This is a genomic window from Kitasatospora sp. NPDC059673 (assembly GCF_042734215.1).
Lineage (GTDB): Bacteria > Actinomycetota > Actinomycetes > Streptomycetales > Streptomycetaceae > Kitasatospora.
Genome location: NZ_JBHWEN010000032.1, coordinates 60,086 through 80,758, shown reverse-complemented (window position 1 = coordinate 80,758; position 20,673 = coordinate 60,086). Strand labels below are relative to the sequence as shown.

The following is a 20,673-nucleotide window of genomic DNA, read 5'->3' as shown; positions in this document are numbered from 1 at the left end:
GCGCACAGCAAATACGAACGGAGACGCGAAAGGACGCGACCCGTCACGGATCAACTGGGTGGTTCTCAGGGATTGGCCGCCCCGGGACCGTCCACGCAGACGCGTGCTCGGTGCTCCCTGTCAGGCAACTCGAAGAACTCTACACACCTGCGGGGGCTGGATCAAGTGCTGCCGGGAAGTGCCACCTGGAAGACCAGAACGGCGACGTCGTCGTCGTGTTCCGCCGAAACGCCGAGGGCGCGCAGGAGGCGGGAGCAGACGATGTCGGGGGTGGCGACGGGGCCGGTGAGGGTGTGGGCGAGGTGGTCGATGCCCTGGTCGATGTCCTGGTCGCGGCGTTCGACCAGGCCGTCGGTGTAGAGGACGCCGGTGGTGCCGGGGAGCAGGCGGAGGGTGTGGGAGAGGTGGCCGGCGCCGCCGGTGCCGAGGGGTGGGCCGTTCTGTTCCTCGCCGCGCAGGACGGTGCCGTCGGGGGCGCGCAGGAGGAGGGGGAGGTGGCCGGCGGAGGCGTAGACGAGGGTGGTGGTGGCGGGGTCCCAGACGGCGTAGGTGCAGGTGGCGATCTGGTTTGCGTCGATCTCCATGGCGAGGCCGTCGAGCAGGGTCATCACTTCGTGCGGCGGGAGGTCGAGGCGGGCGTAGGCGCGGACGGCGGTGCGGAGCTGCCCCATGACGGCGGCGGCGCGCAGGCCGCGGCCCATGACGTCGCCGATGACGAGGGCGGTGCGTCCGCCGCCGAGGCCGATGACGTCGTACCAGTCGCCTCCGACGGCGGCGTCGGCTCCGCCGGGTTGGTAGGTGGCGGCGACGTGGAGGTCGGCCGGCTGTTCGAGTTTCTGCGGAAGCAGGCTGTGCTGGAGGGTGACGGCGGCTTCGCGTTGGCGGCGTTCGGCGTCGCGGAGGCGACCGGCAGCCTGGACCTGGTCGGTGACTTCGGTGGCGAAGATCAGGACGCCGGAGGGGGTGCTGTGCTCGTCGGGGCCGAGCGGGACGCAGGCGATGTTGTAGTAGCGGTTGCCGCCGAGGCCGAGGATGCAGCGGGCCTTGACGCTACGAGGGCGGGCGCTGCGCAGGACCTGGTCGAGCAGGGGGAGGACGCCGAGCGCGGTGAGTTCGGGGAGGGCTTCGGCGGCGGGGCGGCCGGGGGTGCGGGGGCCGAACAAGTCGTGGTAGGCGCGGTTGGCGTAGCCGAGCAGGTGGTGGGGGCCGTGGGTGAGGGCGACGGGGGCGGGCAGGCGGCGCAGGACGTCGCGGAAGTCGTAGACCTGTTCGGGGTCGCGGGGGTCGGGGCCGGAGGCGGCGGGGTCGCGCTGGCCGGGGACGCTGACGGATTCGTCCGCGGTGGTGGGGGTCGTCCGCCACGCGGCTCCGGTGAGCCGGGCGCTCCAGCGCATGAGGTTCAACGTCGGCCGCTTCCTCGGGGGGGACTAGGGGAACTGAGGTGGGGTGTGCCTGCTCTGTGGGTCGATTGCGGTGTGATCATCACCTTGTGTGCGTGAAGCAGCACGAGGCGTGACGGGTTGGCGGGGTCGATCCTGTCAGGCTCCGGGGTGATTCCGGAAGTCGAGCACCCGGCACGGCGCGTTCCGGTGGGCGTGCGCCGGGACTGTGTTTCCGTGCGACTGCGGTGCGGGCGACGGGGGCGGTCAGCTGCCGGGGGCGGTCAGCTGCCGGGGCCGGACGTGCCGGGGCCGGTGGTGAAGCCGGACTCGAACTCGGCACGGGGGTGCTCGATGGTGCCGAGCGCCACCACCTCACGCGGGAACAGTCCGCCGAACAGCCAGTCCATCAGGACCCGGACCCGGCGTTCCCGGCTGGGCAGGCGGCGTAGCTGGCGGGCGCGGTGCAGCCACCAGGCGCGCCGGCCGGTGAGGCGGGCGCCGCGCCGGGTGTGGGCGACGGCGCGGCGCAGGCCGAGCGAGGTGGAGCAGGCGGGGTCGTCCGGCCGGTAGTCGGTGAGGGGTTGGCCGGCGAACTCGGCGGCGAGGTTCTCGGCGAGGAGTTTGGCCTGGGCGAGGGCGTGCTGGGCGTTGGGCGCGCAGGGTTGCCCGGCCTGGTCGGGGACGGCTGCGCAGTCGCCGGCAGCCCAGGCGCCGGTCAGGGGGGTGCCGTCGGGGTTGGCGATCCGGAGGGTGGGCAGGCAGGTGATCCGACCGGTGCGGTCGAGCGGGAGGTCGGTGAGGGCGAGCACGGGCGCGGGCCGGATGCCGGCCGTCCAGACCAGGGTGCGGGCGGCGAAGCGGCCCCCGTCGGAGAGCACCATGACCTGGTCGACGGCGGACTCCAGGGTGGTGGAGAGCCGGATGTCGATGTTGCGCTCGCGGAGTTCGGCGAGGGTGTGGGTGGCGAGCTCGGGGATCTCCTCGCTGAGGATGCGGTCCCTGGCCTCGACCAGTACCCAGCGCAGGTCCTCCGGGGTGAGGTTGTGGAAGCCCTTGGTGGCGGTGCGGGCCATGTCCTCCAGTTCGGCGAGCGCGCCGACGCCCGCGTAACCGGCACCGACGAAGACAAAGGTGAGGGCGGCCTGGCGGAGGGCCGGATCGCGGGTGGAGGAGGCGAGGTCGAGCTGCTCCAGGACGTGGTTGCGCAGCGCGACGGCCTCGCCGACGGTGGCGAAGCCCATGCCGTGGTCGGCGAGGCCAGGAACGGGTGCGGTGCGGGAGATCGCACCGGGGGCCATCACCAGGACGTCGTACGGGACTTCGGTGGGCAGCCGGAGTTCGCCGCGCGGCGCGGCATCCACCCAGGCGGTGCGGGCGGCGTGGTCGATCCTGGTGACGCGGGCGGTGAGCACCCGGCAGTCGCGCAGCGCGGTGCGCAGTGGGACGACCACGTGGCGGGGGTCGATGGAGCCGGCGGCGACCTCGGCCAGCAGCGGCTGGAACGTGAGGTACGACTGCGGTTCGACGATCGTGATGTCGATCCGGCGGTCCCTCAACTGCCGTCGCAGCAACTGCTGGAGGCGCAGCGCGGTGCTCAGTCCGGCGCAGCCGCCGCCGATGATCAGGATCCGAATGGGGCACCTCCGGCCGGCCCTCGGGCTGTGACCCGTTTCACGTTCCCCCTATGACGCACCCGTCGGAGGGTTCTTGTCCACAGTCCGGGCCGGATCGGTCCGAATCCGGTCCGGAAAGCGGCCTCCGGGACGCCCTCGCGCCACCCCGATCGAACAACTGGCGGGTTTGGCACGGTGGTTGGGCGACGCCCGGTGCGACCGGTACGGGCAGTCCCGCCGGCCGGCCGGCGTCTCGTTGCCGGTCGTCGCGGCGGTCGTCCTGAAGGAGGCGGCTGTCCATCAGTCTGTTGAGCTGTCCGGCCGGACTGTTCCAACTTGTCGGGAGAAAGGGTGAATCCGGTTCCCGCTTCCCCCGGGTTCCGCCTCCCGCGTTATGACCCCCCATGCGCTCAGCACATATGTGTGGTTGTTGTGCCAGTGCGTTGATCACACTCGCGAGGAACGACTGCTCGACGGACGGAAACGTGTACGTTCGATCGGCTCGGCGGCTGGGTGGGGCGGCCGAAGAGCGCTGACGGCTCGTCAAGATCCGGCAAAGAAGGGCGAGCCGAGCCGAATCCTCGGGCGTGATCCGGCTCACGCGGGCCGGTGGTGGTCCTGGGCGGATTTGTCCGGAGTCGGGGCGGGATCGGCTCGTTCGGGGTGGCGGGTGGTCCACTTCTGCGACGAACTTCCTTGAACTATGGTCGGATTGTGGTTCGGACCGCCGATGGTGCCGGTCCATGTACCTGCGAGCCCGGTGGCATCGGTGCGACTGCCCGGGAGTCATCCGGGGAAGGTAGTGCGCGGACGTCGGACCGACCGGTGTCGGCAGCGCACGCCAGGAGGCGCAGTGACCGTTCGGGTACCCGGAACGGGGTGCCTCGGGGGAGGTTGGCATGTCGGAGCAGGAACAGTTGGCCGAGCGGTCGCCGGGTGGCGCGTTCGGGAGGGCCGCGACGGATGTGGTGCCGGAGCAGCGCGGTCCGGGCGAGCGGGAGCGGTACGCCTTCCCGCAGAGTGACGCGCACAGTGACGCGCGCCCTGGCGAGGCGGGCCGGGGCGAGGCGGGCCGGGGCGCGGGTTCGCGGCTGCGGGTGGATGCCCGGCGGAACCTGGAGAGCGTGCTGCGGGCCGCCCGTGAGGTGTTCGGCGAGCTCGGGTACGGGGCGCCCATGGAGGAGGTCGCCCGCCGGGCCGGGGTCGGGGTCGGCACGGTGTACCGGCGCTTCCCCAGCAAGGAGGTGCTGGTCCAGCGGATCGCCGCAGAGGAGGTGTCGTGGCTGACGACGCAGGCCCGCGAGTCGCTGTACGGCGGGTTGAACGGTCCGTGGGACGCGTTGGCCGGGTTCCTGCAGCGGGCCGCCGCCTCGGGTGCGGGCCGACTGCTGCCGCCGGAGGCGTTCCGCTACGCCGAGGAGATCGGCCGGGTGCCGGAGCAGCGCGGCGCCGAGTTGCGGGCGTTCGGCGGGGTGCCGGTGGCCGAGGGCGAGCCGAGTGCGGATCCGCGGCTGCTGCTGCAGCTGTTGGCGGCGCTGGTGGCCCGGGCGGGCGCGGCAGGCGAGTTGCGGCCGGGGGTGACAGTGTCCGATGTGGTGCTGGTGCTGACGGCGGCCGTGCCGGTGCACGCGTCGGCGGCGTTCGCGGACGGTGGCGAGGGCGGTGCCGGTGGCCGGCTGTTGCAGCTGCTGCTGCAGGGGCTTCGGGCGGCCTGAACCGGTCGGCCGGGCCGTGGAATTGGCCGCCCGGCCGGTGCCGGTGACGTGCCGTTCGAGTGACCGGGTACCGCCCGGCGCGAGCGGCGCGCGGAACTGTCCGGGTACGCGCGGTGCTTGCGCCGTCGATCACCGAACACCTCAGCGAGCGGCGGCACGGAAGAGTGGGTCCGGGTCCGGGCGGCTACCGGTGGTCGCTGTGCCATGCCATGCTTTGCCCGTGGTTGGAGCCATTGTCCCGTTGCGTACCGTGCCCGCCGTCGAGTTCGAGGGGCGGCCCGGGTCGTGCGCCGTGCGAGCGGGCGGTGCCAGGTGAATCCCGAGGAGCAGGGTGAGGGCGGGGAGTTCGGCTCCGGACTGGGCGCCCCCGGGCAGGTCCCGGACCAGGCGGGCAGTCCCGCCCGGGAGTCGCTGACCGGCCGGGTGCCGGGCCAGGCACCCGCCGGGCAGGGCGGGGTCATCCCGGAGGCTTTCATCACCGAGGAGTTCGCGGTGCGTGCCACAGTGCCCCCGCCGGCCGATCCGGTGGACGGTGAACGCCCGCCCTCCGACGCCGAGTTGACCGCTCTGGTGCGGGCCGGCGACGACGCCGCGTACGAGGAGATCTACCGGCGGCACGCGGACGCGGTGCGCCGCTACGCCAGGACCTGCTGCCGCGACAGCTTCACCGCCGAGGACCTCGCCGGCGAGGTGTTCGCCCGTACCCTCCAAGCGCTGAAGGCGGGCAAGGGGCCGGAGTTCGCGGTCCGCGCCTACCTGCTGACGGCGGTGCGCAACGTCGCGGCGGCCTGGGCGCGCTCCGACCGGCGCGAGCAACTGGTGGACGACTTCTCGACGTTCGCCGAGGCGTCCGCCGCCACCATCGAGTTCGACCTGGCCGACCCGGGCGCGGATGCCTGGGCGCTGGCGCTGGCCGATCAGCGCATGGTGATGCGGGCGTACGCCGAACTCCCGGAGGACGACCGGGTGGTGCTCTGGCACACCGAGGTCGAGCGGGAGTCGCCGAAGACGGTGGCGGTGATGCTGGGCAAGACCGCCAACGCGACGGCCGTGCAGGCCCACCGGGCCCGGGACCGGCTGGCCGCGGCGTTCCTGCAGGCGCACGTGTCGGGCAGCCAGGAGTCGGGCTGCGCCGGGTACGCGAACCGGCTGGGCGCGTACGCCCGTGGCTCGCTGCGCAAGCGGGCGTCGGCGGAGGTCGGCAAGCACGTCCAGGACTGCACCCGGTGCACGGCCGCGTACCTGGAGCTGGCCGACATCAACCACAGTCTGCGGGCGGTGCTGCCCGGGGGCGCGCTGCTCTGGGTCGGCGTCGGCTGGTTCACGGCCGCGGCGGCCGCGGCCGGTGCCGGGGTCGCCGTCACGGGCGCGGTCGCCGGTGGTGCGGCCGCGGCGGGTGGCGGTACGGCGGCGGCCGGGTCGTCCTCCGGTGGTGGCGGGGCGGCCACGGCGGCCGGGCAGGGGCTCGGCACGGCCGCGAAGGCCGGGATCGCCGCGGGCATCGCGGTGGTGGCGGTGGCCGTCGCCGCGTTCGCGCTCACCGGTTCGCCGGAGCCGCAGCCGCAGCCGCCGGTGGCCGCACCTCCGCCGGTCAGCACGGTGCCGGACTCCGCTGCGCCGGTGCCGCCGGCGGCCGCGTCGAAGCCGACGTCCGCACCGGCGCCGTCACCCTCGCCGTCGCCGTCGCAGTCCCAGTCGCAGACCCCGAGTCCGACGCCGAAGCCCAGCTCGACGCCGTCGCAGTCGCAGTCGCCGAGCCCGGAGCCGTCCGCCGCGCCGTCCCAGGCGCCCAGCCAGGAGCCGCTGCCTTCCCAGGCGCCGTCGAGCCCGAGCCCCTCGCCGAGCCCGAGCACCAGCACGGCCAGCAAGTTCTGGCTGGACGAGCTGCCGTTGAACCGCGGGAACCAGCCCGCGGGCACGCCGACCATCCGCGGCGCCGGGTTCGCCCTGCAGCGGCCCGGGGCGTGGATGCAGGGCGACTTCTACCGGCATGTGCTGGCGGTCCAGGTGCCGTCCCGGGTGACCATCGACCTGAACCGCAGCTGCCGCTCGTTCGACGCCGTCGCCGGACTGGACGACTTCGGGGTGACGTACGGGCGGGTGGTCTTCTCGGTACAGGGCGACAACGGTGAAGTGCTGTGGAGTTCGGGCGAGTTGTCGACGGACGACGCGCCGGTCGCGGTGCACGCGCCGCTGGCCGGCCAGTCCTCGATCCGGCTGGTGGTGACGGCGGCCCGCGGCTCCGCCCCCGTGATCGGCCTGGCGGACTGGGCGCAGGCCGGCCTCAGCTGCTGACAGCCGCAGGCAACCAACCGCGCCCGGGCGTCAGATCTGGCAGCTGCCGTCCGCGCAGGTCTCCCCCGCCGGGGCGATCGGGGTGATCCGGCGGGCGGTCTCGGCCTCGACCTGACGCAGCACCTGGAGGAAGGTCTCGGCCTCCTGGCCGCCCTGGACGGCCCACTGGCCCTCGAAGACGAAGGTGGGGACGGCGGTGACGCCGATGGCGCGGGCCTCGGCGAGCTGGGCGAGCGTCTCGGCCTCGCCCTCGTCGCCGGCCAGGTAGGCGGCGGCGCGCTCGCGGTCGATGCCGGTCTCGGCGGCGAGGCCGGCCAGCGCCTCGACGTCGCCGACGTTCACGCCCTCGGAGAAGTGGGCCTTCAGCAGGCGCTCCTTGAGCGCGGCCTGCACGGTGGGGCCGTACTCGGTCTCGGCAAGGTGCAGCAGACGGTGGGCGCGGAGGGTGTTGACCTCCAGCGCGGCGTCGAAGTCGTAGTCGATGCCGAGGGTCTTGCCGACCTCGGTGATCCGGGCGTCCATGGCGACGGACTGCGGCCCGTAGCGCTCGGTGAGCCACTCGCGGTGCGGGCGGGCCTGTTCGGGCGCGTCGGGGACGAGCTGGTAGGGGCGGTAGACCACCTCGACGCCGTCCTTGCCCTCGAAGCCGTCCAGGGCCTGCTCGAAGCGCCGCTTACCGACGTAGCACCAGGGGCATGCGATGTCCGAGTAGATTTCGACCTTCATGGCGGGGCGGGCTCCTGTCGGGGTGGTTCACGGCGGCCGGTCGGCCTCCAACAGGGAAGATGAACGCTCAACCACCTGCGGTCATTCCTGCTCAGGTGTCTTCTGCGGGCGCCGGGACCACCAGCACCGGGCAGCCGGCGTGGTGCACGGCGGCGGAGCTGACCGAGCCGAGCAGCAGCCGGGAGAAGGCGCCGTTGCCGCGGGTGCCGAGCACCAGGGTGTGCCGCCCGTTCGCGGCCCGGAGCAGCACGTCCACCACGTTGCCGAGCAGCACGTGCAGGGTGAGCTGCCCGGCGTACGGGCGGGGACGGGCGGCCTGGACGGTGTCGACGGCGCGGCGCAGTCCGTCCGACATGCTCGCGATGAGGCGCTGGACGCTCTCCTGCACCAGGTCGGCCATGCCCGGCGGGTAGCCGGTGGGCGAGGGGTTGACCACGGCGACCACGTGCAGCGGCAGGCGGTGCGCCTCGGCCTCGGTCATCGCCCGGTCGAGCGCCCAGAGCGAGGCGTCGGAACCGTCGCAGGCGTTGAGGATCGAGGCGCCGGGCGGCGGGATCTCGGTGCTGACGGGGAGGGTCATGGCGCGAAGCTATCCGGCGGACCGGCGCGCGCCGGGCAGGCACGCTCAGGTCTCCAGCGCGGTGCGGCGCGGGGCGGGCAGGCCGGTCCAGGCGGAGCCGGGGCGGCGGGCGGCCAGGCGGCGCAGCCAGAGTTCGACGGCGATCAGCTCGCCGAGCGCGGCGAGGGTGGTCGGCGGGGCGTCCTGCGCGGGGTCGGTGGCGGTGGCGAGGGCCTTGCGGACGGCGGGGGTGTCGATCAGTCCGGCCTCGCCGAGCAGGGGGCGGTCGAGCAGGTCGGCGAGCGCGGGTGCGGCGGCCCGGATGCCGTTCCGGGCCGGGGTGTGCGGGTCGGGTCCGGTGGTGCGGCCCCAGTCGGCGGGCAGGTCGGTGCGGCCGGCGCCGGCCAGCACGGCGGCCAGCAGGGCGGGCCGGGCGCCGGGTTGCAGGCGGAGCTCGTCGGGGAGCAGGCGGGCGGCGCGGACCACCTGGTTGTCGAGGAACGGTGCGTGCAGGCGCTGGCCGTGCTGTTCGGTGGCGTGCACCAGGGTGCGGTAGTGGGCGGCCTGCCGGTGCAGGGCGAGTCGGGCGCGGCGGGCGCCGGGCGGTTCGGTGGGGGCGCCGTCGCGGGCGGCGGTGCGCAGGTGCTGGGCGAGTGCGGCGAGGGGTTCGTCGGCCAGCAGGTGGGCGGCGGGTCCGGCCCGGTGCCAGGTCAGTTCGGCGGCCATCGCGCGGCCCATGGTGCCGGCCTCGCCCGGCGCGTGCCGGAGTCTCAGGCGCAGGGCGAGGTCGTCGAGGGCGTCGGCGTAGCGGGTGCGGGCGAGGCGGCGGGCGGCGCGCAGCACGGTGACGGGGGTGTGCAGGGTGCCGGTGAGGGTGCCGGCGGTGGCGCGGTCGGCGCCGGCCAGGGCGGCGATCGGGGGGAGCAGGTGGAGCGGGCGGCCGGCCCGGATCAGGTCGGCGAGCCGGGCGGGGTGACCGTCGAGGACCTGTCGGGCGCCGTGGCCGGTGAGGTGGTCGGCGCCGCCGGCCCGGTGCGCGGCGGTGTGCCGGGCGGCGAGGAGCAGGGCGGGGCCGGGTTCGTCGGTGAGCGGCCCGCCGGGCTCGCCGAGGCCGGTGTACGGGAGGACGGGTGGGAGGACGAGGTGCCGCAGCCGGGGTGCGTGCACGGCGAGCGCGAGCCCGTCGGCGTCGCCGAGGGTGACGGCGGGCAGCGTCTCGGGTTCGGGCCGGCCGTCGGCGCCGCGCGCCCAGGAGCCCCGGACGGCGCCGGTGCGGGCGGCGGGCCGTTCGAGCGCGGCGCCGGGATGCGGGCAGCCGGACAGCGGGACGGCGGCGGCGAGCAGGGCGACGGTGGCGGACGCGGTGCCGTAGGACAGGTCGACGCCGAGCCGGGGCCGGTCGCCGGGGGCGGTGGCGCGGACCCGGCAGCGGACGGCTTCCAGCAGGGCGCGGGTGAGTTCGCGGACGGCGGGCGCCTCGGCCCGGGCCTCGGCGGGCTCCTCGGGGTGGGCGGTGTGGTGGGCGCGGCCGCCGCGGATGCCGAGGGCGTGGCCGGGCGGCACCCGGCGGACGCCCCGGAAGGGGGTGCGGTCGCCGAGCGCCTCGGGTGTCTCGGGGGTGGCCAGGCGGGCGGCCAGGTGCCCGGCGTCCAGGGGTGCGCCGACCAGGTCGGCCAGCGGCAGCGCGGCGGTGGCGTAGGCGGTGCCACCGGCGAACGGGGTGTGGAAGACCGGCTGGACGCCGGCCAGGTCGGTGAGCAGCACGGTGGAGCGGGGGCCGGCCCGCAGGACGACGGTGTAGCTGCCGGGCCAGTGGGTGAGGTGGCGCAGCGCGCCGCCGCGGGCGGCGGCCAGGCCGTCGGCGAGTTCGCGGTCGGTGGCGCCGCAGCGGCCGGCGACGGCGAGGCGCAGGGTGGCGGGGGTGTCCTGGTCGGTGCGGTCGGCGGGGCCGCGCGGGTCGAGTCCGCCGCGGACGGTGGCGGGGGCGCCGGGGCGGAGCACGGCGAGGCGCAGTTCGTCGGGGCGCCAGTCGCCGACCGCCCAGAGCGGGTCGGGGCCGCCCCAGAGCAGGGTGCCGGCGATCGGCCGGACCGCGGCGAGCGCCGGGTCGGCGGTCGGGCCGCTCCAGCCGGTGAGCCACCGCATCGCGCCTCCGTGGTGCTTCGGGCACGCGGCGAACATCCGATGATGTGTGGAGAATTGGCGCACCGTCAGGAGACATCGTGCCACCGGTGGGGCCAGAACGCGCCAAGCTTTCACCGGGGGGCGCACGGACCGGGCCACCCCCTCCGGGGCCCGGGCCGTGCGGGTCCTCGAACTCCCGTCCGGGGAACGGCCGGTGGCCGGACAGCACGGCGCGGAAGTGGTCCGTGGACGCCGCGAAAGCGGCCGAGTTTGGCCGAAAGACGTCGCACGACCCGGGAGGGCATCCGCATGCCCTCCCGGACGCGCCGCTGCCCGCGGGGATTGAGGCAGCGTTTCCCCCGGCCCGCCGGGTCCTCGGCGGCGGGCCGATCCACAGGCACCAGCGAATCGCCCACCTGCCGCTGCGGCCAGGGAGCACGGATGGCGCACACGGGCACGGGACGGGAGCACGGGTGTACGGCAGGTGCCGGCCCCTCGCTCCGGAGGCATCCGGTCGGCGAGGGTGGCATCAGCGCGTTCCCGCCAACCGGAATGCGGCCTCTTAACCGTGGGAACGCGGGCGACTACGCTAGGTGCAAGCAGTCCGGTGGCGCGCTGCCTGCCGTCGCGCCCGCCGCCATCCGCGCACGACGTCGCCAGGGGGTGCCACCGCCACCATGACCGTCAGCTCACGAGGGCCGAACGACCGGCTCGGCGCCCTCCTCGCACTCGCCCAGATCAGCAACGCCGGGCTCGCCCGCCGGGTCAACGACCTGGGCGCGCAGCGCGGCCTGACCCTCCGCTACGACAAGACCTCGGTGGCCCGCTGGGTGACCAAGGGGATGGTGCCGCAGCGCCCGGTGCCGCACCTGATCGCCACCGCGCTCGGCAACAAGCTCGGCCGCCCGGTGCCGCTGGAGGAGATCGGCCTCGCCGACTCGCACCCCACGCCCGAACTCGGCCTGGAATTCCCGCGCGAGGTCCCGGAGGCGGTCCGCTCCGCCACCGAACTCTGGCGGGTCGATCTGGACCTGCGGCGCGGCCCGGGCGGCGGCCGGTGGAGCGACAGCCTGGCCGGCACCTTCTCGGTCTCCGCGTACGCCACGCCCGTCTCCCGCTGGCTGATCACCCCCGCCGACGGCTCGGTGGCCCGGGAGTCCGCCCCCGACCTGTCCGGCTACCGCGTCGGGCACGCGGACGCCGCCAAGCTCCGCGAGGCCGCCCAGGAGGCCCGCCGCTGGGACTCCAAGTACGGTGGCGGCGACTGGCGTTCCTCGATGGTCCCGGAGTGCCTGCGGGTGGAGGCCGCCCCACTGCTGCTCGCCTCGTACAGCGACGCCGTCGGCCGGGCACTGTTCGGCGCCACCGCAGAACTGACCAGGCTGGCCGGGTGGATGGCCTTCGACACCGGCCAGCACGAGGCCGCCCAGCGCTACTACATCCAGGCGCTGCGGCTGGCCCGGGCCGCCGGCGACGTACCGCTCGGCGGGTACGTGCTGGCCTCGATGAGCCTGCAGGCCTCCTACCGCTCCTTCCCCGACGAGGCCGTGGACCTCGCCCAGGCCGCCCTGGAACGCAACCGGGGCCTGGCCACCGCGCGCACCATGAGCTTCTTCCACCTGGTCGAGGCCCGCGCCCACGCCAAGGCCGGCAACGCCCCCGCCTGCGGCACCGCGCTCTCCGCCGCCGAGGCCGCCCTCGACCGGGCCCGCCCCGGCGACCACGACCCGACCTGGATCGACTTCTACACCTACGACCGCCTCGCCGCCGATGCCGCCGAATGCTTCCGCGACCTCGGAGTCCCGTCCAAGGTCCGGCAGTTCACCCGCGAGGCACTGGCCCGCCCGACCGAGGGCTTCGTCCGCTCGCACGGCCTGCGGCTGATCGTCTCCGCGATGGCCGAGGCCGAGGCCGGCGACCTGGACGCCGCCGTCGCCGCCGGCGAACGCGCCGTCGAGGTCGCCGGACGGATCTCCTCGCACCGCAGCCGCGAGTACGTGGTCGAGCTGCTGCGCCGCCTGGAGCCCTACCAGAACGAGCAGCGGGTCAAGGAGCTCACCGAACGCGCCCGCCTGGTCCTCACCACCGGCTGAAGGGTGCGGATGTGAAGCACGACGTCCAGGTCCTGGTGGTCGGCGGCGGCATCGTCGGCCTGTCCACCGCGTACGCGCTCACCCGGGCCCAACCGGGCATCTCCGTCATGGTGCTGGAGAAGGAGAGCGCCCTCGCCACCCACCAGACCGGGCGCAACAGCGGCGTCATCCACAGCGGCGTCTACTACCGGCCCGGCTCCCTGAAGGCCCGGTACGCCACCGAAGGCGCCCGCGAGATGGTCGAGTTCTGCCGTGACCAGGGCATCGCCCACGAAGTCACCGGCAAACTCGTCGTCGCCACCGAAGGCGCCGAACTCCCCCGCCTCGCCGCCCTCGCCGAACGCGGCCGGGCCAACGGCATCCCGCTGCGCGAACTCGACCCGGCCGGCATCCGCGAGCACGAACCCGAGGTCACCGGCATCGCCGGCCTGCACCTCGCCACCACCGGCATCTGCGACTACACCGCCGTGGCCCGCCGGTACGCCGTCCTCGCCGGCGAACGCGGCGCCGAACTGCGGCTCGCCACCCCCGTGTTGGACATCGCCCGGCGCGCCGACGGGGTCACGGTCACCACCCCCACCGGCGAGATCCGCTGCGCGGTGCTGGTCAACTGCGCCGGCCTGCACAGCGACCGGATCGCCCGGCTGGCCGGCGACGACCCCGGCGTCCGGATCGTCCCGTTCCGCGGCGAGTACTACGACCTCACGCCCGCCCGCCGGTCCTTGGTGCGCGGCCTGGTCTATCCCGTGCCCGACCCGGCGTTCCCGTTCCTCGGCGTCCACCTCACCCGCGGCATCCACGGTGACGTCCACGTCGGCCCGAACGCCGTTCCGGCGCTGGCCCGCGAAGGCTACGACTGGCACACCCTCAACCTCCGCGACCTGGCCGGGACGGTCCGCTTCCCCGGCACCTGGACGATCGCCCGGCGGCACTGGCGCTACGAACTCGGCGAGCTCCACCGCTCCCTGTCCAAACGCGCCTTCACCACCGCCGTCCGCCGCCTCCTCCCCGCCGTCACCGAGGCCGACCTCCGCCCCGCCCCCGCCGGCGTCCGCGCCCAGGCCGTCGCCCACGACGGCACCCTCCTCGACGATTTCGCCTTCGCCGGCACCGGCCGCACCGTCCACGTCCTCAACGCACCTTCGCCCGCGGCGACGGCTTCGCTGGGGATCGGCCGCGAAATCGCCCGGCGGGCGCTGGCCGCGATCGGGTAGGCAACCAACCAGGGGCGCCCTGCGTCGGTGCACCGCTCACCCCCGTCCCGGATTTTCGCCTCCCGTAGACTCGGGTGATTGTGACTTCCTCCGCCCCCAGCCCCCAGTTGCCCGCGTCGGCCCGGCTGTCCGCCGCCCCGGCGGCGTACCCCGCGCCGATGTATCCGCACAAGGCCACCGAGGCCCAGCACCGTGAGCAGCGGATCCGCAGTTTCCAGCCGCGTCGTGGTCGGATGACCAAGGCGCAGGCGGGTGCGCTGGATCGCGGCTGGGAGCGTTTCGGCCACGCCATCGACGGCACCCCGATGGACCTGCCGGCGATGTTCGACGGCCGCCCGGTGACGCTGGAGATCGGCTTCGGCATGGGCGACACCACGGCCGCGATGGCGGCGGCCGACCCGGCGTCGGGGATCCTCGCGGCGGACGTCCACACCCCGGGCCACGGCAATCTGCTGCAGTTCCTGGAGCGGGACGGTTCGGAGAACGTCCGCCTCGCGGCGGGCGACGCGGTGATCCTGCTGCGCGACATGCTGCCGGACGCCTCGCTGGCGGGTCTGCGGGTGTACTTCCCGGACCCGTGGCCGAAGCCGAAGCACCACAAGCGCCGGCTGATCCAGGAGTCGTTCCTGGAGCTGGTGCTGCCCCGGCTGGCCCCGGGCGCGCTGGTGCACTGCGCGACCGACTGGGAGCCGTACGCCGAGCAGATGCTGGCCGTCCTGGAGGCGTCGCCGGAGCTGGAGAACCTGCACCCGGAGGGCGACGGTTCCCCGTGGCTGGAGCCGGACGAGCACCCGGCGGGCTCCGTCCCGGGCTACGCGCCGCGCCCTGACTGGCGCCCGGTGACGAAGTTCGAGCGGGCCGGCCTGGCCAAGGGTCACGTGGTGCACGACCTGCTGTTCCGCCGCCGCTGATCCGCTGCGCGTCCTGCCGCAAGGCCGGCCCGGCGGGCGCGTTCTGTGCAGTGGCGTTCCGGGTAGGAACAACACCGAAGCGGTGTCCGCCGTTTCGCCTTGCTGACGGCCTGTCACCACAGCCGTACGGATTGTGTTCCCCACTCCCCTCGGAGTGGAGGATTCGCCTACGCTTCTGCAGGTGAGCAGTCCGCCCGGCGGCAAGGCCTCCCCCAGCCTGCCTGTAGGGGTCGCCGCCATGGCCGCCGATTTGCCGCCGTCCCAGGAGGGCGCTCGGGCGTTCCCGGAGTCGGGGGCGCGCCGGGTGCGGGTGTATCTGTCGGCGGTGGGGCGGATCCCGGGGCAGCGTGGTGGCCGGGTGGTGCGGGTCGCGCCCTCCGTGGTGCGCCGGTTGTGGCCGTTGCGGCGGTCGGCGGCGTCCTCGGCGGTGGTGGCGTTGGCGCTGGCCGGGTCGGGGGTGCTGATTCTGCATCTGGTCCAGCGTCAGACCGGGACGGCCGGGTTGCTGGTGGGTCTCGGGTTGGCGTTGCTGCCGTTGCCGTTCGTGCTGGGCTCGTTGGCGTGGCTGAACCAGACCGCGCGGGTGCCGATCCGGCACACCCTGTTCTGTCTGGCCTGGGGGGCGTGCGCCGCGACCACGGTGGCGATCCTGGCGAACGGCTGGGCGAGCGACTTCCTGATCGCCCATCGGGGCGCGCGCGGGGAGACGTGGGGCGCGGAGTTCGCGACGCCGCTGATCGAGGAGGTGGCGAAGGGTTCGGCGCTGCTGATGCTGCTGCTGCCGCTGCGGCGGCGGCGGCGGCACTGCGAGCCCGGCCGCCCGTGCCGCCGCCTGCGCCGCCTGCTGTGGCACCGGCATGACGACCCCGAGCGGGCAGTCGCGCTGTTCCGGCCCGCGCCCGCCGGGCGGCTGCGGGCCCGCTCGCATCCGCGCACGCTGGCGGCGGGGGCGGTGCTGGGCGGGGTGACGGCGTCCGGCTTCGCGTTCACCGAGAACGCGCTCTACCTGGGGCGGGCGTTCACCGCGGACCGGCAGGCCCGGCTGGACGCGATCGGGCTGGGCCGGCCGCCCAGCCTGCGGGACTTCGACGGGACGGTGCACACCTTCGTGCTGCGGGCCCTGCTGTCGCCGTTCGCGCATCCGCTGTTCACCGCGCTGGCCGGCATCGGCCTCGCGGTGACGCTGACCACCGGCCGCCGCTGGGCGGCCCGGCTGGGCGCCCCGGGGGGCCTGCTGCTGGCGATGGGCCTGCACGGGGTGTGGAACGCGGCGGCCGGGCTGGGCACCGACGGCTTCCTGCTGGTGTACGGCCTGGTGATGGTGCCCTGCTTCGCGGCACTGGTCTGCTTCGCGGTGTGGGCGCAGACCCGCCGCACCCGCCAGTCGGCCCGTCCCGGCTGACCTGCGTGGTGGCCTGCGCGGGTGCCTGCGGGGAACGGATTTCCCTTTCTCGCGGGAGTCACGTAGAGTCGTGTTCACCGACGCGGGGTGGAGCAGCTCGGTAGCTCGCTGGGCTCATAACCCAGAGGTCGCAGGTTCAAATCCTGTCCCCGCTACTCAGTAGCAACGAAGGGCCCGGAGGCATCGCCTCCGGGCCCTTCGTCGTGCGTGCCCCGAGCGCCGCCGAATAAATCCGTTGCCCGCCCCGGCGGCGGTGCCTACGCTGGCGGCACACTGAAAGGAGGTGATCCTGAGTTGAGTTCTTTCAGGATGCGTGAGGTGGCTGCTCGCTAGAGCCGCCCCTGCCTGTGCAGCGGTGAGGCCGTGCGGCCTCCGGCTCAGGCGAATTCCCAGCAGTCACCCGGCCCGTGGGCTCACCGGTACATCCCCGGTGCCTCGACCGCCGCCCCCGCCCAGCGGGGCCCGGCCCGAGGAGCAGCCCACGGGCCGTCTGCGTTCTCCGAGGCCTTCGCCCGGCCGTCGACGGCTCAGCTGCTCCACCATCCCTGTCCGGCCTTCGATGCCCGCGCGCACCCGCGATCCGGGCGGTCATGGTGAGCGGGTAGGACGAGGACAGTGCGGTGACGGTGTTGGCGACCAGCAGGACGGCGACGGCGGCGAGCACCAGGCGCTTGCGGGACCAGCGGGCGGTGGCCCGGGCCGGCGGGATCGCGGAGAGTCCGGAGTCCTCTCCGGCGGACGGGAGACGCGGATGCGGATCGGTGAACTGGCGGACCGGGCGGGCGCCTCGCCCCGGCTGCTGCGCTACTACGAGGAGCAGGACCTGCTGAAGCCGGAGCGCGCGGCGAACGGCTACCGGGAGTACGACGAGGCCCTGGTGGAGCGCGTCCGGCAGATCCGTGCTCGCTGCGGGAGGAGCCCGTCCCGGCCGACGCCTGCTGACGGGCGGTCAACCGGCGGGGGTCAGGGCCAGGATCCGGTGCGGCGGGGTGGTGGTCAGGACGCGGCTGGCGATCCGGTGGTGGCGGAGGGCGGCGCGGAGCTCGGTGAGGTGCGGGCAGAGGCTGCCGGTGTGGTCGTAGAGCGGGAAGATCCGGACTTCGCCGTCGGGGGCGGTGACCCGGGCGAGTTCGCGCAGGGCGCGGAACTGGTCGGCGGGGGTGAACAGCGCGGGGTAGGCGAACAGCAGGTAGGAGCTGAGGGTGAGGGCGAAGCTGCCGTCGGCGAACGGGAGTCGGGGCAGCGCCGCGGCCAGGTAGTGCCCGGGGTGGGCGGCGGCGTCGGCGGCGAACAGGCGGCGGGCCCGGTCCCAGCTGCGCAGGTACTTGTCGGGGCGGCGCCGGCCGTGCACGGCGCGGGGAAGGTGGCGGGCCGGGTCGCGGTGGATGGCGCCGGCCATGGTGGCGTGGCCGGCGGCGGCGAGTTCGGCGAGCCGGCGGGGGCCGAGCGCGTAGCCGGGGTCGGCGGCGACCACCTCGCAGCCGAGCGCCCGGGCCTCGGCGGCGAACGCGGCGGCGCCGCCGGGGCAGTCCAGCAGCGGACCGGGCAGGCGGCTCAGGTCGGCGCGGGTGAGGCCGAGGTGGGCGCAGTACTCGTCGAGCGGCCGGGAGGTGATCAGCACGGGCGGGGCGGCCCGCACCCGGCGGTTCACCGGGCGGGCGCTGCTGACCGGGCACATCGGCGGTCCTCCGGACGTTCGACGGGCCCGGGATGCGGCCGGGCCCGGGGTCATCCGACCACGGGCCCAGGGGTGGCGCATGTTCAGCGGCCGGCCAGCAGGGCGCGGGCGGCGAGCCGGTTGGCGCCGTTGAGGGCGCGGATCAGCTGCGGGGTGAGCAGGACGAACAGCAGGCCGAGCACGCTGACGGCGCCGATCTGGAGCGGCGAGACGAGCTCGTAGACGTGCTGCACGCCGTTCGAGTCCGTCCAGTCCGCGACCCGGTAGCCGTTCCAGTCGGTGTAGCGGGGCCACACCCACTGGTAGGCGGGGAACAGCAGCAGGGCCCAGCCGAGGGTGAAGAAGACCAGCGAGAGCACGAAGCTGAGGATCGCCCAGGGGAACATGACGAACTGGTACAGCGCACCCTTCCAGCCCGCCGCGTCGCCGAGCCGGGCGGTGATCCGGCCCCAGACGCCCTCCCGGCGGACCGTCACCGCGGCCGGGGCGGGCAGGTCGAGGCCGAGCAGGGCGCGCATCCGGTGGCGCTCGGCGGCGCCGAAGCCGCGGCCGGTGATGGTCAGCAGGGCGAGCACGGGCAGGCCGAGCGCGCTGAGGGAGAGGCCGAGGCCGGCGCTGAACAGCGCGACGACGAGGGAGAAGCCGAGCACGGAGATGGGCAAGCCGCTGAGCGCGAAGCCGAGCTCCCGGTAGGCGGCCCGGGAGAACGGGGCGCGCCAGAACCCGGGCCAGGTGGGGTGGTCGCCGGTGGAGGCACGGTACGCAGCGGTGGACATCCGCGGTCCTTCGGGTGGTCGGGGTGACGCCGCCGGTCGGCGGCGTCGGGCACGCTTCCAAGGTGCCGTACCGGGCCGGGTCCACGGAATGAGGTCTGCTGCCCGATCGGTGGTGGGGTTAACCCCCGGGTCGCGGGGCCGGGGCGGCGAGTCGGACGGCCCGCCACTCGGGGGCGAGCAGCGAGTACTGGAGGGCGTCGTGCCAGCTGCCGCCCCAGTGGGATTCGTCGCGGATCCGGCCCTCGTACCGGAAACCGGCCCTGGTCAGCACCCGGGCGGCGGCCGGGTTGTCGGGGTCGGTGCGGGCGAACAGCCGGTGCAGGCCGAGGGTGTCGAAGCCGAGCGCGCAGAGCAGCGCGGTGACCTCTCCCGCGTAGCCGCGGCCCCAGGTGTCGTGGCGCAGCACGCAGCCGAGCTGGGCGGCGTGTTCGCCGTCGCGGGTGAGGGCGCCCTGGCCGATCGGCTCGCCCTCCGGGTCGTCCACGGCCAGCCGGTAGTGCTGCCGGGGCTCGGCCTCGGCCTCGTCGAGGTAGAGCTCCAGCTGGTCGGCGCACTCCTCGAAGTCGGCGGCGCCGAACGGGAGATGCCGGACCACCCGGGGGTCGCCGTGGACGGCGTGCAGCGCGGCGACTTCCTCGGGGGTGTGGTGGTACTCCCGCAGGGTGAGCCGGGGGCCGGTCAACCGGACGGTCTCCATGGGGCTCGACCCTACCGGTCGGCCTCACCCGGACCGGTTAACGTACCGGGGTGGACGACGAAGACCTGCACCTGCTCCCCCGTACCCGTGCCGCCGACCTGCTGGGCTGGGCGGCCGAGGAGGGTTTGGAGGCGGTACCCGAGCCGGCGGTGCGGACCGTGCTGACCCTGCTGGAGCTGGGCGGCGCCCGCTTGCACGACGGTTTCCCGGAGCTGTCCTCGCCGGTGCTGGAGCACCTGCTGTACGAGCAACTGCACCTGTACGTCCAGCCGGACGGCGATGCCTGGGCGTACCCGGCGGCGGTGCGGCTGCTGATCGAACGCCAGCGGGCGGCGCGGCGGCTGAACGCCAAGCGGCTGGAGAAGCTGCGCGAGGAGGCCGACTGGCAGGGCCAGGTGCTGGTGGACTCGCTGCTGCGCCGCTCCGACCTGCTGACCTGGCCGCGCCTGTACACGCTGCTGCTGCGCGCGGACGGCGTGCCGGTGCACGACCTCGACCAGGTGCGGGGCTGGCTGGAGGAGTTCCGGGCGCTGGACGTCGAGGAGCGGTTCGCCGCCTACGAGCGGGTGCCCGGGGTGGATCCGGACGGCGGCTGGGGGCCGGAGCGGGCGCTGCTGGTCGGGGTGTCCACGGACGGGGCGCGCCGGCTGCTGGAGCACGGCCTGATGCGGCGCAGCTACCGCAACCTGGCCGAGCTGAACGCCCGGGGCCTGCCGATGCCGGACGAACTCGCGGGGGCGTTCGAGGAGTTCGAGGAGGCGGTGGCGCAGGCCGCGATCGACCTGTGCGGCGAGTGGACGGTGCCGGGGCTGGCCCGGCTGCTGCTGGAGGAGTTCCCGGAGCTGGCCCCCGAGGTGTACTGAGGGTTCGCGGCCCGCCGGGTCCACCGCTCGGAGGACCCGGGGATCGCCCTGACGGGCCATCAGTCCTGGCCGTCCGGACGATCCGCGGGGCGGGGCCGCCGGGCCAGGGTGGAGCCATGGACATCGTGACTCCCGCCGCCACCGCCGCGGCCGGTCCGCGCCCCTCGCTGCGCCGGGCCGCCGCCCACGCCGCCGCGCTCTGGTCGGCCGTCTTCGCCCTGGTGCACCTGTACTGGCTGCTGGGCGGCCGGGCCAGCCTGCCCGACGGCCTCTCGGTGCTGGACAACACGCCGCTGCTGGTGATCGACATCCTCGCGATACCGCTGTGCGCGGTGGCGGCGGCGCTGGCCCTGGCGCTGGTGCGGCCGTGGGGCGGGCGGCTGCCAGCCCGCCGGCTGCTGTGGGCGGCCCGGGGCACGGCGGTGCTGCTGATCGTGCACGCCGCACCGTCCGTGCCGGACTGGCTGGCGTTGGCGGCGGGTCACCGCTCGGTGGCGGAGCTGGACGCGATGGCCCGCTTCGCGACGGTGCTGTACGAGCCGTTCTTCCTGGCCGGCGGGGTGCTGTTCGGCTGCGCGGTGTTCGGCCGCCGGATCCTCGAAGGAGGCGGCGGCCGTCGGTGAGC

Annotated in this window: 15 protein-coding genes, 1 tRNA gene and 2 pseudogenes; 10 read left to right on the top strand and 8 right to left on the bottom strand. The window is 74.8% G+C overall.

Features of this window, described 5'->3' with window-relative positions:
• Window positions 1-185: 185 nt before the first annotated feature.
• Both ACFV18_RS29100 and ACFV18_RS29095 read right to left on the bottom strand, forming a co-directional pair.
• A pseudogene (locus ACFV18_RS29100) lies at window positions 186-1,403 on the bottom strand (PP2C family protein-serine/threonine phosphatase); the annotation flags it as partial.
• 260 nt (window positions 1,404-1,663) lie between these two features.
• Window positions 1,664-2,953, bottom strand: coding sequence for an NAD(P)/FAD-dependent oxidoreductase (locus ACFV18_RS29095; protein ID WP_380488219.1), 1,290 nt, complete (start codon window positions 2,951-2,953; stop codon window positions 1,664-1,666).
• Between the two features lie 941 nt (window positions 2,954-3,894).
• Here ACFV18_RS29095 and ACFV18_RS29090 point away from each other — a divergent pair.
• Window positions 3,895-4,710: a TetR/AcrR family transcriptional regulator gene (locus ACFV18_RS29090; protein ID WP_380488218.1), complete on the top strand. Its 816-nt coding sequence runs from the start codon at window positions 3,895-3,897 to the stop codon at window positions 4,708-4,710.
• Window positions 4,711-5,022: 312 nt separating this feature from the next.
• On the top strand, window positions 5,023-7,005 hold the full coding sequence (locus ACFV18_RS29085; protein WP_380488217.1) for a sigma-70 family RNA polymerase sigma factor: 1,983 nt from the start codon (window positions 5,023-5,025) through the stop codon (window positions 7,003-7,005).
• Between the two features lie 30 nt (window positions 7,006-7,035).
• Here ACFV18_RS29085 and ACFV18_RS29080 read toward each other — a convergent pair whose 3' ends face one another.
• The 3 genes from ACFV18_RS29080 to ACFV18_RS29070 all read right to left on the bottom strand — a co-directional run bounded on the left by ACFV18_RS29080 (window position 7,036) and on the right by ACFV18_RS29070 (window position 10,435).
• The gene (locus tag ACFV18_RS29080; protein WP_380488216.1) at window positions 7,036-7,731 is read right to left on the bottom strand and encodes a DsbA family oxidoreductase; all 696 of its coding nucleotides are present in this window, start codon (window positions 7,729-7,731) and stop codon (window positions 7,036-7,038) included.
• 91 nt (window positions 7,732-7,822) lie between these two features.
• Window positions 7,823-8,311 carry a universal stress protein gene (locus tag ACFV18_RS29075; protein WP_380488215.1) on the bottom strand — a complete coding sequence of 163 codons (489 nt, stop codon included), beginning with the start codon at window positions 8,309-8,311 and terminating at the stop codon, window positions 7,823-7,825.
• A gap of 45 nt (window positions 8,312-8,356) precedes the next feature.
• Window positions 8,357-10,435: an asparagine synthase-related protein gene (locus tag ACFV18_RS29070; RefSeq protein ID WP_380488214.1), complete on the bottom strand. Its 2,079-nt coding sequence runs from the start codon at window positions 10,433-10,435 to the stop codon at window positions 8,357-8,359.
• Between the two features lie 656 nt (window positions 10,436-11,091).
• Here ACFV18_RS29070 and ACFV18_RS29065 point away from each other — a divergent pair.
• The 6 genes and pseudogenes from ACFV18_RS29065 to ACFV18_RS29040 form a co-directional block, all read left to right on the top strand.
• The gene (locus tag ACFV18_RS29065; RefSeq protein ID WP_380488213.1) at window positions 11,092-12,507 is read left to right on the top strand and encodes an MFS transporter; all 1,416 of its coding nucleotides are present in this window, start codon (window positions 11,092-11,094) and stop codon (window positions 12,505-12,507) included.
• 11 nt (window positions 12,508-12,518) lie between these two features.
• Window positions 12,519-13,721: an L-2-hydroxyglutarate oxidase gene (gene lhgO / locus ACFV18_RS29060; RefSeq protein WP_380488212.1), complete on the top strand. Its 1,203-nt coding sequence runs from the start codon at window positions 12,519-12,521 to the stop codon at window positions 13,719-13,721.
• 80 nt (window positions 13,722-13,801) lie between these two features.
• Window positions 13,802-14,632: a tRNA (guanosine(46)-N7)-methyltransferase TrmB gene (gene trmB / locus ACFV18_RS29055; protein ID WP_380488211.1), complete on the top strand. Its 831-nt coding sequence runs from the start codon at window positions 13,802-13,804 to the stop codon at window positions 14,630-14,632.
• 181 nt (window positions 14,633-14,813) lie between these two features.
• Complete coding sequence (locus tag ACFV18_RS29050; RefSeq protein ID WP_380488210.1) at window positions 14,814-16,034, top strand: PrsW family intramembrane metalloprotease; 1,221 nt, start codon at window positions 14,814-14,816, stop codon at window positions 16,032-16,034.
• 81 nt (window positions 16,035-16,115) lie between these two features.
• Window positions 16,116-16,189 (top strand) — tRNA-Met (locus ACFV18_RS29045).
• A 404-nt stretch (window positions 16,190-16,593) separates the two neighbouring features.
• Window positions 16,594-16,926 (top strand): annotated as a pseudogene (locus ACFV18_RS29040) (MerR family DNA-binding transcriptional regulator); the annotation flags it as partial.
• Between the two features lie 57 nt (window positions 16,927-16,983).
• Here the strand turns inward: ACFV18_RS29040 and ACFV18_RS29035 are convergent.
• From ACFV18_RS29035 to ACFV18_RS29025, 3 genes are all read right to left on the bottom strand, one after another.
• On the bottom strand, window positions 16,984-17,712 hold the full coding sequence (locus ACFV18_RS29035) for a class I SAM-dependent methyltransferase (RefSeq protein WP_380488209.1): 729 nt from the start codon (window positions 17,710-17,712) through the stop codon (window positions 16,984-16,986).
• Between the two features lie 83 nt (window positions 17,713-17,795).
• Complete coding sequence (locus ACFV18_RS29030) at window positions 17,796-18,488, bottom strand: sensor domain-containing protein (protein WP_380488208.1); 693 nt, start codon at window positions 18,486-18,488, stop codon at window positions 17,796-17,798.
• A 118-nt stretch (window positions 18,489-18,606) separates the two neighbouring features.
• Window positions 18,607-19,185, bottom strand: a complete 579-nt coding sequence (locus ACFV18_RS29025; RefSeq protein ID WP_380488207.1) for a GNAT family N-acetyltransferase — start codon at window positions 19,183-19,185, stop codon at window positions 18,607-18,609.
• A gap of 50 nt (window positions 19,186-19,235) precedes the next feature.
• Here ACFV18_RS29025 and ACFV18_RS29020 point away from each other — a divergent pair, with 50 nt between their 5' ends.
• Entirely contained in the window at window positions 19,236-20,048 is an 813-nt protein-coding gene (locus tag ACFV18_RS29020) for a hypothetical protein (protein ID WP_380488206.1), read from the top strand.
• A 116-nt stretch (window positions 20,049-20,164) separates the two neighbouring features.
• A complete protein-coding gene (locus ACFV18_RS29015) occupies window positions 20,165-20,671 on the top strand; it encodes a DUF3995 domain-containing protein (RefSeq protein WP_380488205.1) in 507 nt (168 codons plus the stop codon).
• The last annotated feature ends 2 nt before the right edge of the window (window positions 20,672-20,673 follow it).

Coding starts and splice junctions, on each gene's coding strand:
- ACFV18_RS29090 (WP_380488218.1), top strand. CDS start 3,895: ATGTCGGAGCAGGAACAGTTGGCCGAGCGGTCGCCGGGTGGCGCGTTC.
- ACFV18_RS29080 (WP_380488216.1), bottom strand. CDS start 7,731: ATGAAGGTCGAAATCTACTCGGACATCGCATGCCCCTGGTGCTACGTC.
- ACFV18_RS29075 (WP_380488215.1), bottom strand. CDS start 8,311: ATGACCCTCCCCGTCAGCACCGAGATCCCGCCGCCCGGCGCCTCGATC.
- ACFV18_RS29070 (WP_380488214.1), bottom strand. CDS start 10,435: ATGCGGTGGCTCACCGGCTGGAGCGGCCCGACCGCCGACCCGGCGCTC.
- ACFV18_RS29065 (WP_380488213.1), top strand. CDS start 11,092: ATGACCGTCAGCTCACGAGGGCCGAACGACCGGCTCGGCGCCCTCCTC.
- ACFV18_RS29035 (WP_380488209.1), bottom strand. CDS start 17,712: ATGTGCCCGGTCAGCAGCGCCCGCCCGGTGAACCGCCGGGTGCGGGCC.
- ACFV18_RS29030 (WP_380488208.1), bottom strand. CDS start 18,488: ATGTCCACCGCTGCGTACCGTGCCTCCACCGGCGACCACCCCACCTGG.
- ACFV18_RS29025 (WP_380488207.1), bottom strand. CDS start 19,185: ATGGAGACCGTCCGGTTGACCGGCCCCCGGCTCACCCTGCGGGAGTAC.
- ACFV18_RS29015 (WP_380488205.1), top strand. CDS start 20,165: ATGGACATCGTGACTCCCGCCGCCACCGCCGCGGCCGGTCCGCGCCCC.